Source organism: Butyrivibrio proteoclasticus (assembly GCF_900115735.1).
Classification (GTDB): domain Bacteria; phylum Bacillota; class Clostridia; order Lachnospirales; family Lachnospiraceae; genus Butyrivibrio; species Butyrivibrio proteoclasticus_B.
Genome location: NZ_FOXO01000011.1, coordinates 80,567 through 96,134, shown reverse-complemented (window position 1 = coordinate 96,134; position 15,568 = coordinate 80,567). Strand labels below are relative to the sequence as shown.

12 protein-coding genes are annotated in these 15,568 nt (G+C 37.4%); 3 read left to right on the top strand and 9 right to left on the bottom strand.

Annotated features, from left to right (window positions below):
* Positions 1 to 168 precede the first annotated feature (168 nt).
* Genes miaB through BM146_RS08700 form a run of 3 tightly spaced genes read right to left on the bottom strand, consistent with a single transcriptional unit; the run spans position 169 to position 4,810 of the window.
* Complete coding sequence (miaB, locus tag BM146_RS08710; RefSeq protein WP_074887403.1) at positions 169 to 1,629, bottom strand: tRNA (N6-isopentenyl adenosine(37)-C2)-methylthiotransferase MiaB; 1,461 nt, start codon at positions 1,627 to 1,629, stop codon at positions 169 to 171.
* The gene (gene pepT / locus BM146_RS08705; protein WP_074887399.1) at positions 1,629 to 2,876 is read right to left on the bottom strand and encodes a peptidase T; all 1,248 of its coding nucleotides are present in this window, start codon (positions 2,874 to 2,876) and stop codon (positions 1,629 to 1,631) included. The genes miaB and pepT overlap by 1 nt, the downstream gene beginning before the upstream one ends.
* Positions 2,873 to 4,810, bottom strand: coding sequence for a hypothetical protein (locus tag BM146_RS08700; RefSeq protein ID WP_074887396.1), 1,938 nt, complete (start codon positions 4,808 to 4,810; stop codon positions 2,873 to 2,875). The genes pepT and BM146_RS08700 overlap by 4 nt, the downstream gene beginning before the upstream one ends.
* A 185-nt stretch (positions 4,811 to 4,995) precedes the next feature.
* On the opposite strand from BM146_RS08700, the gene BM146_RS08695 reads away from it, so the two are divergent.
* On the top strand, positions 4,996 to 5,352 hold the full coding sequence (locus tag BM146_RS08695) for a DUF1292 domain-containing protein (protein ID WP_083413464.1): 357 nt from the start codon (positions 4,996 to 4,998) through the stop codon (positions 5,350 to 5,352).
* Here the strand turns inward: BM146_RS08695 and BM146_RS08690 are convergent.
* The gene (locus BM146_RS08690; RefSeq protein ID WP_177201626.1) at positions 5,289 to 7,175 is read right to left on the bottom strand and encodes an ATP-dependent helicase; all 1,887 of its coding nucleotides are present in this window, start codon (positions 7,173 to 7,175) and stop codon (positions 5,289 to 5,291) included. The two genes, BM146_RS08695 and BM146_RS08690, sit on opposite strands and share 64 nt — an antisense overlap.
* A gap of 25 nt (positions 7,176 to 7,200) precedes the next feature.
* Positions 7,201 to 8,664, bottom strand: a complete 1,464-nt coding sequence (gltX, locus tag BM146_RS08685; RefSeq protein WP_074887389.1) for a glutamate--tRNA ligase — start codon at positions 8,662 to 8,664, stop codon at positions 7,201 to 7,203.
* 209 nt (positions 8,665 to 8,873) lie between these two features.
* Between gltX and BM146_RS08680 the strand changes: the two genes are divergently transcribed.
* Positions 8,874 to 9,311: a dUTP diphosphatase gene (locus tag BM146_RS08680; RefSeq protein ID WP_074887385.1), complete on the top strand. Its 438-nt coding sequence runs from the start codon at positions 8,874 to 8,876 to the stop codon at positions 9,309 to 9,311.
* Between the two features lie 67 nt (positions 9,312 to 9,378).
* Here BM146_RS08680 and BM146_RS08675 read toward each other — a convergent pair whose 3' ends face one another.
* The 3 genes from BM146_RS08675 to BM146_RS08665 all read right to left on the bottom strand — a co-directional run bounded on the left by BM146_RS08675 (position 9,379) and on the right by BM146_RS08665 (position 13,184).
* Positions 9,379 to 11,982 carry a heavy metal translocating P-type ATPase gene (locus tag BM146_RS08675; protein WP_074887382.1) on the bottom strand — a complete coding sequence of 868 codons (2,604 nt, stop codon included), beginning with the start codon at positions 11,980 to 11,982 and terminating at the stop codon, positions 9,379 to 9,381.
* A 7-nt stretch (positions 11,983 to 11,989) separates the two neighbouring features.
* Positions 11,990 to 12,301 (bottom strand): metal-sensing transcriptional repressor, encoded by a 312-nt coding sequence (locus BM146_RS08670; RefSeq protein WP_074887379.1) that lies wholly within the window; start codon positions 12,299 to 12,301, stop codon positions 11,990 to 11,992.
* Positions 12,302 to 12,500: 199 nt separating this feature from the next.
* Entirely contained in the window at positions 12,501 to 13,184 is a 684-nt protein-coding gene (locus tag BM146_RS08665; RefSeq protein WP_074887375.1) for a DUF975 family protein, read from the bottom strand.
* Between the two features lie 364 nt (positions 13,185 to 13,548).
* On the opposite strand from BM146_RS08665, the gene BM146_RS08660 reads away from it, so the two are divergent.
* Positions 13,549 to 13,734 (top strand): hypothetical protein, encoded by a 186-nt coding sequence (locus tag BM146_RS08660; protein WP_074887372.1) that lies wholly within the window; start codon positions 13,549 to 13,551, stop codon positions 13,732 to 13,734.
* 71 nt (positions 13,735 to 13,805) lie between these two features.
* On the opposite strand, the gene BM146_RS08655 is transcribed toward BM146_RS08660, so the two are convergent.
* Positions 13,806 to 15,440: a class I adenylate-forming enzyme family protein gene (locus tag BM146_RS08655; protein WP_074887369.1), complete on the bottom strand. Its 1,635-nt coding sequence runs from the start codon at positions 15,438 to 15,440 to the stop codon at positions 13,806 to 13,808.
* Positions 15,441 to 15,568 lie beyond the last annotated feature (128 nt).

Here is a 15,568-nt window from a genome sequence, read left to right as displayed (position 1 = left end):
GTAGGTTTGTGTTCGTGCGTATTCATTTTGCGGACGCTCCCGCTCCTTCGTGCTTCGTAGCGGTACTAGCTCATAAAAAACATTCGCAAGTACCGACGAGCACAAAGGCTCGCAAAATTGCCTACGCACTTAACACTCACCTACAGCCATAGTAATTCATCTAAACCATTAAACAATGTGGCCCATGAAGTAGAAGCCTTTACACTCATCGAGGCTGACGTCAACAAATGAACCAATAAGTGACTCATCTCCTGGGAAATGAACCAATGTATTGTTTGAAAGACGTCCTGTCATAAGCGAACTATCCTGTTCATTAACGCTCTCAACAAGCACATTATCAACTCTTCCTGTCATCTTTTCAGACTGTGCTCGTGCTGTTTCCTGAACAACTTTAAGAAGCTTATCAAAGTTCTTTTTTACCTCTTCTTCAGGAACCTGATTCTCAAAAGTGGCAGCAGGTGTACCTGTTCTCTTTGAGTAAATAAAGGTAAACGCATTATCAAAACCAGCCTTCTTGACTACATCAATTGTGTCGTCAACATCACTTTCTGTTTCTCCCGGAAAACCAACGATAATATCCGTAGTTATAGCAACGTCAGGGAGCTTTTCGTGGATCTTATCTACAAGTGCAAGATAACTTTCCTTTGTGTACTTTCTGTTCATTCGCCTTAATATCTCAGTATTTCCAGACTGCAAAGGAAGATGAATATGTCTTGCAATCTTAGGGTTACGAGCAATTACATCCAAAAGATCATCAGAAAAATCCTTAGGATGAGGAGTCATAAATCTCACTCTTTCAATTCCCTTGACCTTTGATACTTCTTCAAGCAGTTCAGGGAATGATATGCGCTCCGGATCACCTTCTTTAAAATCAAGGCCATAGGAGTTTACATTCTGTCCAAGAAGCATAACCTCTTTTACGCCATCATTTGCAAGCTTTTCACACTCTCTGATAATATCCTTTGGATTTCTTGAACGCTCTCTACCACGTACATAAGGCACGATACAATATGTGCAGAAATTATTACATCCAAACATGATATTCACACCTGACTTAAATGGATACTTTCTGAAAACAGGAAGATCCTCGACAATCTTGTCTGTTTCCTTCCAAATATCTATAACCATTCTGTCAGATACAAGGGCTGTACACAAAAGTTCAGCGAATTTATAAATGTTGTGTGTTCCAAAAATAAGGTCAACGAAGCGATAGCTCTTCTTGATCTTTTCAACTGCGCTCTCCTCCTGCATAAGACAGCCACAAATAGCTATTTTCATATGAGGATTCTTTTTCTTGTGGCTTCCACATGCACCAAGACGTCCGTAGACTCTCTGATCTGCATTGTCTCTGACTGTGCATGTATTATAAAGGACAAAATCAGCCTCCTCGGAATCAGTCTCTTCATATCCAACAAGCTTTAAGATAGCCAGAAGCTTTTCAGAATCTCTTGCATTCATCTGGCATCCAAAAGTCACAACACAGGCCTTTGGTGTTCTTCCAAGCTCTTTTTTCAGCTCTTCAACATAGCCCTTTGCTTCTTCAATAAAGCCAAGTTGCTTTAAGCTCTCGGCATCAGTTACTTCTTCTTTGTTTGCGTTTAAAATATTTATATCTTTCTTAAATTCCATTACTTATAACTCTTTCCGTACTCATTAACAATTCCAAACAGAATATCTACAGTCTTTTCCATTTCCTGTACTGATGCATACTCATACTTGCCATGATAGTTGTAACCACCTGTACAAAGGTTTGGACATGGAAGTCCCTTATATGAAAGGCTTGCTCCGTCTGTACCTCCTCTGATTGGGAATTCCAAAGGTGTAACACCAATATCTGTCATAGCCTTTTTAGCATTTTCTATAAGATGCATATGAGGTCTGATTTTTTCGATCATATTCTTGTACTGATCTCTAACTTTGACCTCTACAGTGCCCTCGCCATATTTTTTGTTCAAATACTCAGCAGCATCAATAAAGAGCTGTTTCTTTTTCTCAAACAAAGCTTCATCATGGTCACGAATAATATAGCTTGCACTTGCCTTTTCTGTTGATCCGCTTACTTCTGTCAAATGAAAGAACCCTTCTCTTCCCTGTGTGTACATAGGATTCATCTGAACAGGTAAGAGAGAATGGAACTCATAGCAGATAAGTGAAGCATTCACCATTTTATCTTTTGCATCGCCCGGATGAACACTTCTTCCATTTACTACTATCTTGCCTTCTGCAGCATTGAAGTTCTCATACTCAAGGTCTCCAAGCTTTCCGCCGTCAACTGTATAAGCAAATTTTGCTCCAAATTTCTCAATATCAAAGTGAGCTGTTCCCTCACCAATTTCCTCATCAGGAGTAAACGCAATCTTGATATCGCCGTGAGGAATATCAGGATTTGTCAAAAGAACTTCTGCCATAGTCATAATCTCGGCAATACCGGCCTTATCATCAGCACCAAGAAGTGTTGTTCCATCTGTAACAATAAGTGTTTCGCCCACATGATTAGAAAGCTCAGGGAAATCTTCAGGTGATAATACAACACCAAGTTCCTTATTAAGAACAATATCTTTTCCATCATAATTTTCAACTTTTCTAGGCTTAACATCCTTACCGCTAACTTCATCGGATGTGTCCATATGAGAGATAAAACCAATTGCAGGTCTGTCAACGTTGTCGTTTATGTTAGAAGGTATTGAAGCATAAACGTAGCAATGGTCCTCATCATAATAAACATCTGATGCACCTATCTCATTTAATTCTTTTACAAGGAAACGCGCAAGTTCATGCTGTTTCATTGTGGAAGGAGAAGTTCCTGTTGTGTCATCAGACTGAGTATCATATTTTACATAGTTTAAAAATTTTGAAATAACATCGGGTCTATTCATTTTCTTTTCAACTTCCTTTTACTTTTATTATCAGGGTCAATTTCACTCATGTAGATTCTAACTGACCTTTCACTCATTTTTTCAACTGCTTTGTCCTTTTTTTCTATACTATCTATCTTGTCAACTCTTTCTGTATCAGAAATCATCTTCCATCTAAGTCCATCCGGAAGCTTAGGAAGGGCAATCTCTTCTTTCATCCAGTACATATTATAGCAGACATATATAAACGGACTATTTTTATCGTCCTTATCATATTTACCGCAGTAAAGCATCCCTAAAATATGACTATGTCCTGTAAAATCCGGTCTCCAGGCTTCTCTTCCATGGCATGATAAATCCGGATAACCACATGATATATAATCCATTAATTTAAATGCTGATGCATTATGAAGAATATTATGCTCAAAACGGAACCTGATCAGGAACTTAAAATATTCAAAAATCTCAGTGTTTTTTTCAAGTGCCTTCCAATCGACCCATCCTGTCTCATTATCCTGACAATATGGATTATTATTACCTCCCTGAGAAGAACAGAACTCATCACCACTAAATATCATCGGTGTTCCCTGCGCCAAAAGAAGCATAGTAAGAATGTTCTTTACCTGCTTTTTTCTAAGTTCCAATATACTCTGCTTTCTGGTTCTTCCTTCAATTCCGCAGTTCCAGCTAAGATTGTTGTCGGTTCCATCCTTATTGTTTTCACCATTTTCTTCATTGTGCTTATGTTCATAAGAAACGAGATCAGAAAGCCTGAACCCTTCATAATCGCAGATATAATTGATAACACCATGTGTATTTCCATTAGCAATCATTGCGTGAAAAAAATCACCTGCAGAGTTATCGTCACTCTTTAAAAATCTTCTGCCGGCATACAAAAATGAATTATTGTAAATAGCAAGATAACGTTTTGACGGAACAGGACCATCTTCAAACCAGTCATACCATATCTTGGCATCTGAAAATAAAGGCTCTTTCGTAATAAGTCTGATAGGAATTCTGGCACCTTTTAAATGAAAACCATCAACATGATAAGAACATCTCCAGTATCTTAATGCATCAATAATAAGGCTCTCATTTTCACTCTCTTCAAAAAAGAACTGCATAATGACTTCAAGGCCGTTTGCATGCATTGTTTTAATAAAAAATTTAAACTCATTTTCGGCATCATAAGGATTTGAACAATAAGCCGTCCTTGGTGCAAAATAAAAGCCTTTTTTATAACCCCAAAAATTAAGCCTTGGCTTGATACTGTTAGTATTTGAAATGCTTCCATCCTTCGAATACAAAAGTTCTTTTGATAAAATACCTCCATGAGTCCTTGGTGTTTCAATTTCATTCATCTCTATGGCAGGCATGATTTCTACAGTAGTAACGCCTATTGATTTAAGATAAGGTATTTTATCAAGTATTCCCAGAAATGTTCCTCTGTGCTGAGCAGGAACGCCACTTCCGGAAGATTTTGTAAAACCTCTTACATGAAGAAGATATACAAAACTGTCTTCATATGGCACCTCCGGGAAAGAATCATTTTCCCAGTCAAAAGAATACTCAGAAGCTTTTAACGTTGATCTATTATCAAGTTTAGCTCTTATATCGCAATCTGGAACATCAAGCCCAAAAGTCTCAAGTCCAATCAAATGCTTGGCATAGGAATCACAAAAATAAGTTGAATCAACAAAATAGTTATAAGATGAGTATTCGTCAACATTACTAATTCCTTTGATCCTCGCAGCATATATTGAGCCTCGCTTCAAAGATTTGGGTAGCTTAATCTTAAGAGCGGTTTCTCCATCATTCGAAGTTCCCTTATATAATGCAATTCCACAGTTTTTATCACCTTCAAAAACTGTTCGCACCACAAGACTCTTATCATAATCAATATAACAACCAAGCGGATAAGGTTTTTCCTTAATTATTTCTAGCTTTTCTGACATCTTTGCTCCATTCTGCATTGGATCATATTATCTAAAAATGCGCAGCACTGTGCGCATTTTATGTCTGTACAGTAACTCTAAAATAACATAAGCCATAATATTTTACCACAAAACTTCTCATGCTGCATCGTATCGTGCTATAATCTTGATGTATAAATCGAAAAGTTTTTTCAGGAGGATTATTAATGGAATTTTCTAAAATTGCCACAGACATGAATACAAAGATTGAAAACGATGAGCAGATGACCGTAGATGTAGAGCTTGACGGAGGCGAAGTAGTAACTTGTGCTATTATCATCGTCCTTACTTTTAATTCAAAAGACTACATTGTGCTTCTTCCTCTCGATAAAAATGGACAGAATAACGATGGCAATGTTTGGTTTTATGAGTTTATTTACAAGGGTGAGGATGAAGATCCTGAACTTGGATATATAAGTGACGATGCTGAATATGAGGCTGTTGCCGAAGCTTTCAACCTCTATCTTGATGATGTAGAATTTGATGAACTTGTAGAACTTCCTGAAGAAGGACTTGACGGCTGATCACCATATTTTAACATCCACTTTGATCTTATCGGCCGCAGGAATCTTGATGGAAGAATAGCATTTTCTTTAGTTCCGGTAACATAACTTATCATGAGCGCCTTTTTTGCCCTGGTCATTGCAACATAGAGCATGCGGCGCTCTTCTTCTATCTGATTGTTTGTAGCCGCACCTCTGCTCGGAATGATTCCTTCATTAACATCCGGAATCCAGACCATATCAAATTCAAGCCCCTTCGAACCATGCATAGTGAGTAGCTTTACAAAATTTCCGTTATTTCTTTTTATCACAGTTTTTTCATCAGCTCTTTCACCAAATCTCTTGTTAATTTCATTCAAAAGGCTCTTAGTATCTTCAAATGTTCTTGCAAGCCTTTCAAATTCATCAAGTTGCTCTTTTTCTTTTTGAAATTCTCTGTCTATCCCGATTTCTTTTCTTATATACCTGATTGACAAGGACGGCCTCATATGCGAAATCATATTTATCTGGGAAAAAAGCTTATTAACTTGTTCAAGCATTCTTTTGTTTGACTTATAGAATCTTTTAACTTCCATTTCATTTACAATCTCTGTAGGAACTGCTTCTCTTGAAATATACCTTAGAGGTTTATTCATGATCTTGTAAAAGAATTCTCTTCTTTTCTCTACACACGAAAACTTAAGATAATTAATTAAGACCATAACGCTTTCTGCCTCTAAAAAGCTCTTTGAGCACTCATCAAGATTAGTAGGGATTTTCTCTTCTTTTAGCATTGCTGCTATAGACATACATTCAGAATTGGTTCTGCAGATTATAGAAATATTTGAAAGATTATCCTTTTGCCTGTGAAGAAAAGATTTTATAGAATTATACTGTTTTTCTTTTGTTGTAAACTTTAATGGAACAAGACATCCTGTGCCATTTGAGCCATCTGCCTTTAGATTCTTTAAAAGTCTTTCTTTATTTTCACCAATAACAAGAAGTGCGTTATTTAGTATATCACTGCCGCACCTGTAATTAATGTTAAGATTATAGGTTTTAGGGTCATGAGCTTTAAAGGAATCCTCAAATTCAAGCATGAACCTGGGCTCAGAACCTCTAAAGCCATAAATTGACTGGTCATCATCGCCAACAATAAAAAGATTCTTATCTTGTCCCATCAGCAGTTCAATAACTTTATACTGCATTAAATTGATATCCTGATATTCATCTATAAGGATAAAACTATACTTTTTTCTACACAGCTCAAGAAGTGCCTCATCCTCAGACAATAGCTCATAGCACAAAAGTATCATGTCATCAAAGTCTATTTTTTCAAATTCCTTTAATGCCCTTTTATACTTCTCAAATATCTCATTAAAATACTTTGAAAAGGCAAAACAGCTGTTGCAGTCATCACTCTTTAAAGAGCTGTTCTTAATTCTTGATATTTCAGAGAGCACATTCTTACATATGTCTGTATCCGAGTCCATTTCCTCTTTCAATAGCGGATCTTTTTCTGCAATAGAAAAAAGAATATTATAAATGATCTTTTGCTTAAAGCTTTCATTTGCAATTTCTATATTTTTGGAATTGTAGTGACCAGAGTTTTTGATTATCTGATAAAAGATAGAATGAAATGTTCCAAAAGTCACTTCCGGATAAGAACTATCCGTATTTTTCATGAATCGCTGCTGCATCTCTAAAGCAGCCGCTTTGGTAAAAGTGATTACCAGAATACCGGATGGTACAACGCCTCTTTCTTCTATGAGATAGCGTATCCTCGAAACTATAACAAAGGTTTTTCCGCTACCGGGCCCTGCAAGTACCATTGCAGGGCCTTTGTAATGACTTATAGCCATCATTTGAGCGGAATTACCTTGAAAATTATTATTTTTCAAGTAATGCTATTCCTTCTTTAATTCTCTTAATTGACTCTTCTTTGCCAATAACTTCCATAAGTTCTGTAGCTCCGCAAGGGGTCATCTCTTTTCCTGAAAGAGCGATTCTTACTGGCCAGAGAACATATCCGTTCTTGTACTCGTGAGACTTAACAAAATCTGAAAGACAAGCATAAAGTGCATCGTTTGTATAATCATCATGTGCTTCAAGAACAGGAAGAACTTCCTTGAGAACCTTTAAACTGCTCTCAACATCAGTTTTCATCTTCTTGTGGCAATAAATTGCTGTGTCATATTCAGGAACTTCGTTAAAGAAGTCAACCATTGGTGCAATATCAGGCCAGATCTCAATTCTAGTCTTAACCATATTGGCGATTTTCTTAAGATCAAGATCCTTTGTGATAGCTTTCTCAAGATAAGGCTTTGCAAGCTCAAAGAATCTGTCATCATCCATTCTCTTTAAGTACTCGCCGTTCATCCATTTAAGCTTTGTATAATCAAATACTGCAGGAGATTTGTTTATTCTCTTGTAGTCAAACTTTTTGATGAGGTCTTCAAGGCTCATGATCTCTTCATTATCCTCAGGAGACCAGCCAAGAAGAGCTACAAAGTTAACAACTGCTTCAGGTAAAAAGCCCTGCTCGATAAGATCTTCAAAAGATGAATGTCCTGATCTCTTTGAAAGCTTATGATGCTCTTCATCTGTAATAAGTGGGCAGTGAATGTATTTAGGTACTTCCCAGCCAAATGCATCATAAAGTCTGTTGTACTTAGGTGATGATGAAATGTACTCATTACCACGAACAACATGAGTGATTCCCATAAGATGGTCATCTACAACGTTAGCAAAGTTGTATGTTGGATATCCATCAGACTTAATGAGAATCATATCATCAAGTTCTTTATTCTCAACGGATACATCTCCGTAAAGTTCATCATGGAATGTAGTTGTTCCCTCTGTTGGGTTATTCTGTCTGATAACAAATGGCTTACCTTCAGCAAGGTTTTTCTCAACTTCTTCTTTTGATAAGTGAAGACAATGCTTGTCGTAAACACTGATTTCTTTTGTCTCACCATCAACTTCAATTTTCTGAACAAGAGTCTTAAGTCTATCTTCATCGCAGAAGCAATAATAAGCCTCACCTTTATCAATGAGTTCTTTTGCATACTGCATATAAATGCCGGCCTTCTGTCTCTCACTCTGAACATATGGTCCAACAGGTCCGCCAATGTCCGGACCCTCATCATGAATAAGACCTGTTTCCTTAAGTGTTCTGTAGATGATCTCTGTTGCACCCTCTACAAAACGTTCCTGATCAGTATCCTCGATTCTTAATATATAGTCACCGCCTTCATGCTTAGAAATAAGATAAGCATAAAGAGCTGTTCTTAAATTTCCTACATGCATACGTCCCGTTGGGCTCGGTGCATATCTTGTACGAATCTTAACCATAATTGCTCCTATCTTCTTTATTAGAGGCGCCGAAAATGACTATCTTTAAGCGTCTCTATATAGTAATATCACGTTTTTTATAACAAAACAACAAATGACATTCTACCATATCAAATATATTTTTCAATACTTACTCTTCTACCCAAATCATCATAAGACGTTGTATAATGGTTCAATAATATCTATTAAGAATAACGCTGGGAGAGAAAATGGAAAAAGAAATCAAGATCAAATATTTAAATGACAAAATCGAAAAGCTTACATACATTGATGGAAAATCAGACTGGATCGATCTAAGAAGTGCCGAAGATGTAGACCTGAAAAAAGGTGAATTTCATCTCATACCGCTTGGCGTAGCCATGGAAATACCTGAAGGCTATGAAGCCCACATTGTACCAAGAAGTTCAACTTATAAGAACTTTGGCATTATCCAGTCAAATCATATGGGCGTAGTTGATCACTCATACTGTGGTGACAATGATCAATGGTTCATGGCAGCTATCGCTATGCGTGATACTCATATTTCTTTCAACGACAGGATCTGCCAATTCCGCATTATGGAAAACCAGCCCAAAATAATCTTTAATGAATGTGAACACCTTGGAAACACAGACCGTGGCGGCTTTGGAACAACAGGAAAACAGTAAAAAATATAATCTTATTATTAAAAGAGGATTGGTATGCCATAAGAGGCAAACCAATCCTTTTTATTATTTATGCTATATCAGTAACTTTGTAGTCCTTATCTTCTACTGCCTTTTTTAGAACATCATTTGCAACATCTTCTGAAACTGTTACAACAGCTGTTCCGTCCTGGTGGCTTACTACAGCGCTTTCTACTCCGCTAACTCCTTCAAGAGCTTTCTTTACTGTAGCCTCACAGTGGCCACACATCATTCCTTCAATCTTAAGTGTCTTAGTCATTTTATCTTTCCTTTCTTCTATAACTATATTTTTAATTTTATGCCTGATAGCCTTATCTTTTGATGAATCATTTATATTAAAAAGATTAAGTCTTAGAGCATTTGTAACTACAAAAAAGCTTGATAAACTCATGGCTGCAGCTCCAAACATTGGACTAAGTGACCAGCCAAACAGCTTTATATAACAGCCTGCGGCCAGCGGGATTCCTATTACATTGTAAAAGAATGCCCAAAACAGGTTCTCATGGATATTCTTAAGAGTCTGTCTTGAAAGTCGTATTGCTTTTGAAACATCAAGAAGGCTGCTCTTCATCAAAACGACATCTGCAGCGTCAATCGCCACATCAGTTCCTGCCCCTATGGCAATACCTGTATCAGCCCTTGTAAGTGCAGGCGCATCATTAATACCATCACCGACCATGGCTGTAATTCCCTGCTTTGAAAGGTCTGCTACCACCTTCGCTTTTTCTTCAGGAAGGACTTCTGCAACAATGTTGTCAACTCCGGCCTTTTTACCAATAGCAATCGAAGTTTTCTCATTGTCACCTGTAAGCATGACCACTTTAATTCCCATGTTCTTAAGCTGGGAGATTGCTTCTTCTGAATCATCCTTGATAGTGTCTGCAACAGCGATTATGCCCACAAGTTTATTGTCCTGAGAAAAATAAAGTGGTGTCTTTCCTTCACTTGCAAGCCCGTCAGCCTTTTCAAGTATTTCTCCCTGAATCCTTGCGTATTTTTCTATGAAATGTCTTTTACCACCTCGTATAATGTGACCATCAAGGTTTGCCTCAAGTCCATTACCAAAGACCGCCTTGAAATCTGTGATTTCTTCATCAAGCTCAACGTTAAGGTCATTAACATGCTTCATTACTGCTTTTGCCAAAGGATGTTCACTTTTTGACTCGAGGAGACCTGCTATCTTAATTAGTTTGTCATCAAAATTTTCATACTTACTGGGGGTATATCCACTTTTATCAATTGAGTCTGCAGAAAATACATCAGTGACAATAGGCTCGCCCTTTGTTATAGTTCCCGTCTTATCAAGTGCAACAATCTGAGTCTTTCCAAGCATTTCAAGTGAAGCTGCTGTCTTGAACATAATGCCGTTTTTAGCACCAATGCCATTACCAACCATTATGGCAACAGGAGTCGCAAGACCTAGGGCACATGGACAGCTGATAACCAAAACCGCTATTCCTCTTGCAAGTGCGTTTCCAAAATCTGCTCCAAGTAAGAGCCAGACTATAATTGTCAAAAGAGCTATTCCCATTACTACAGGGACAAATACTCCCGAAACTCTATCTGCCACTTTTGCGATAGGTGCCTTTGTTGATGCAGCATCGCTTACCATCTGAATTATCTGTGAAAGCGTTGTATCTCTTCCAACTCTTGTAGCTCTGCACTTGATAAATCCTGACTGATTAATGGTTGCTGCAGATACTTCCATTCCAACAGCCTTATCAACAGGAATACTCTCGCCTGTAAGGGCTGCCTCGTCTACAGAACTGTTTCCTTCAATGACTACGCCATCTACAGGTATGCTTTCACCAGGTCTTACTACAAATACTGTTCCGATCTGAACATTTTCGATTGATACTTCTTTTTCTTCACCTGACTCATTGATGATATTTGCAGTCTTGGGGGCAAGCTTCATAAGGCTCTTTATGGCATCTGTTGTTCTGCCCTTACTCATTGCTTCAAGCATCTTGCCAACAGTGATAAGTGTAAGGATCATTGCAGCAGATTCAAAATAAAACTCATGCATGAAGTACATTACTGCTTCCGAGTCGCCTTTTACCTGTGCGTCTGTCATAAGAAAAAGAGCTACAAGGCTGTACACAAAAGCTGCTGAACTTCCAAGGGCAACCAGCGTATCCATATTGGCGCCGCCATGGAAAAGCCCATTAAATCCGCTTATAAAAAACTTGCGATTTATAAACATGACAATGATCGTAAGTATCATCTGTACCATACCCATAGCAACATGGTTTCCTTCAAAGAATGAAGGAAGTGGCCATCCAAACATGGTATGCCCCATGGAAAAGTACATCAAAACCACAAGAAATCCAATTGATGTGATAAGTCTTTTCTTAAGGATAGGAGTCTCTTTATCTCTAAGAGCCTCTTCTTCCATCGCAAAATCATTTGATTTTAAATTTTCAGAAGACTCACCGCTTTGAGCATTTATCTTATGTGACATAGGCTGTGCGCCATATCCGGCATTTTCTACTGCTTTTATAATATCCGCTTCGTTTGCAGAACCCTCAACACCCATGGAATTGGTAAGCAGATTAACATTACAGCTCTTAACACCTTCTACACTGCTTACAGCCTTTTCAACTCTTGCCTGACAAGCTGCACAGCTCATGCCTGTAACAATGTATTTATCCATATTTTTATCACCTCATCATTTTCTGTAAAACATCCAGAAGTTCGTCTACAGTCTCATCCTTGCCTGCCCTTATGTCATTTGTCACACAGGTTTTTATATGATTAGATAAAAGAACTTTTGCAAAACTGTTGAGTGCCTTATTTGCAGCAGCGACCTGAGTAAGGATATCTGTACAGTAGGAATTATTTTCAACCATTCCTTCTATGCCCCTTATCTGGCCTTCAATTCTCTTAAGCCTGTTGATAAGATCTTTATATTCTTTTTCTTCCCTAACCTTTGTCTTAACTGATGCATTAGCATCGCATTTCGGACACGACATAAACAATCTCCTGTACACGATAGATTTTACAAAATTTATTTGTTGAAAACATAATATACCCCCATGGGGTATAATGCAAGTATTTTTTTCTTGGAATATTATTGAGCAGTGATCACCTGTAATGGCAAAAAGGATAGGCTCGTATTTACAAGCCTATCCTTGATATGTCAGTAATTATTAAATTGTTGCTATATATCTTTTACCCTCTGATTCTTCTATAAAGCTCAGCATCGGCATTCTGCTTATAAGGATTAACATAGAACAAACCAACAATTCCAATAGTTATAAGTGATAAAATATACCATCCAATGTATGAAAGATCATATACAAAGCATGCCCATTTCTGTCCCTTCATCATGGCTCTTGACTTTTTAAGAGCATCAATAGCTGATATTGTTGGATCTTCAGCAAGAATATATGGAACCATCCTGTATGAATACATGAGGATAAATCCAGGAATCAGGAAGCAGATACATCCAAGTCCGATCACTATATCTCTGATAAAAAGACCTAAAACTGTATTTATGTAATTGTTTTTGAATGCATGCAATAATTCAGGAAAATCAGCATCAGTTTCCTGATTAACAAGGAAAAATCTGTTGCATCCAACTTCCAATGGATTGAAAACAAAAAGGTCAACCAACTTTAGGATAAGTAAGATTGTACCAACAATTCCAAGAGCAATAAGAAGTATTACCATAAATGATGGATCACTTGCAGCCTCTTCAGAGAAAGAACTTGAAAGCTGCTCCTGATTGTTCTTAAATGTAGCTGAAGTTGATGTAAAAAATAGTGTATAAATAAATGCAACTATTACAGACTTCCAATAATTCCTCTTAAAACTAGCTTTACCATTTTCCTTAACTTCACTTCTGTTCCACATAATAACTCCTCCATAAAAATATTATTTTATATTTGATTATAAATCCCTTTAATATGCACAAAAAGATAAATAGTTGCAAATTAAAGTGCTCTATTACTTTATTATACGAATATTTTGAAATTAAATTAAACCAAACAATAAATTTTATACATTTTTTAGATTATTTCAATCTCATTTGCAACAGTTATCGCAATTGAAATCGAAATAAATTTAAGTGTTGCATCATGGGATCACAGATAATCGATTATCAAATAGTTAAAAAGATATTAAATTAAACATAAAATCAGTTTTTCCATCGAAAAACCTTTATAATTGAATGTAAAGATATTTATTCAATATCAATCATATTATCAAGGAGGTAGTGATGAGCAGAGTATCAGAAGTTAAAACATTGCAGGATAAGAGAATCAAAGAAATGAAGGAACGCTTCCAAAAAGAAGAAGTATCAGATTCTAAGAAAATAGAACTAATGATACAGAATATGACTCAGACTCTTAATGATATCTCTTTTACCCTTGCGATGATTGCCGATAAAGATAAAAAAATCTAATGAAAAAAGGGAAGCGCCAAATAAGGTACTTCCCTTTATTTTTGTCACAAATACGTATGCCCGTAATATGATCATCCCTGATTTTGCTTTTCTACAAGATGATCGCCGCAATACTTTAGTCTGAGCTTAGGCTTATCAATCTTGCCGGTAGCATTTCTGATTACTTTGTCAAAAATAATTTTTCTTGGTCTTTTATATCTTGGAAGGTCAACACAGAAAGCATCTACATCTTCCTCAGTAAGAGTCATTCCCTCTTTCACCTGGATAATTGCAGCAGCAATTTCACCAAGACGCTGATCAGGAAGACCTATAACAGCGGCGTCGTGAATCTTGTCATTTTTCATCAGGAAGCTCTCAATCTGAACAGGGTACAAATTCTCACCACCCGAAATAATAACGTCCTTTTTACGGTCAACAAGGAATATAAAGCCATCCTCATCCTGACGAGCCATATCACCGGTAAAGAGCCATCCGTTTTTAAGGATTTCAGCTGTTGCTTCAGGATTTTTATAATAGCAGACCATAACCCCCGGACCTTTGACACAAAGCTCTCCGATTTCGCCCTGCTTAACAGGATTTCCTTCTTCATCTACTATCTTGGTCTTCCAGCCATAACCTGGAACACCTATGGCGCCTACCTTATGGACATTTTCCATTCCAAGATGCACGCAGCCTGGGCCTGTTGATTCTGAAAGGCCATAGTTGGTATCATACTTATGATGAGGAAAATACTGAAGCCAATGGCGAACAAGACTTGGTGGAATCGGCTGAGCACCTATGTGCATCAGACGCCACTGACTTAATTTGTAATCTTCCATCTTAAGCTTTCCGCTATCAAGTGCAGCAAGAATATCCTGCGCCCACGGAACAAGAAGCCATACAATTGTGCAGTGTTCTTCAGAAACTGCTCTAAATATCGCTTCCGGTGAATTGCCCTTCAAAAGAACTGCTCTGCTTCCTGTATATAGTGATCCAAACCAGTGCATTTTGGCTCCTGTATGATAGAGCGGCGGAATGCAGAGGAAATTGTCATCATGTGTCGTCTCATGATGTATTGCTTCCATTTTGGCAGACTGCATAAGTGCAGTGTGTATATGCAAAATTGCCTTAGGAAATCCTGTAGTTCCTGAGGAAAAATATATCGCTGCATCATCCTTATCTTCAATCAGGACTCTTGGCGCTGTTGAAGATGAGTTTGAAACCTGCTTGTAATAATCCTCAGCATAGGATGGACACTGGTCTCCAACATAGTAAAGAAGCATCTCCTTCTTCAACTTTTCAGCAATATCCTCGATTCTTCCGATGAACTCTGGTCCGTAGAAAAGGACATCAGAATCAGAAGCTTTAAGGCAATAATCAATTTCTTCAGATGTAAATCTGAAATTAAGCGGAACAGCTACAGCTCCGCATTTTAATATTCCAAAGTATATAGGCAGCCATTCGAGACAGTTCATAAGCAAGATAGCGCACTTCTGTCCTTTTTTTATGCCTCTTTCCATGAGCATATTGGCTACTCTGTTAGCTTTTTCATCAAATACAGACCATGTGATCTGTCTTCTGTAATAGGAAGTACTTGTGGGCTGAATAAGCTCATATTCCTTCCATGTTACTCGCTGCTCTTCTTTTATTTCAGGATTTATCTCCACAAGAGCAACCTCTTCCCCATAAAGTTTGCTGTTTCTTTCTAGTAAATCTGTAATCGGCATATTGTAATCCCCTTCTTGTACGCTTTAAAGCGCTAAAGTTAATTATAAAGACATTTGCTAAAAAGGTCAATACAAGTGAAGTTCGATTATTTCATCCTTGATTTATTTTTTTATTTTTATTATCCTAA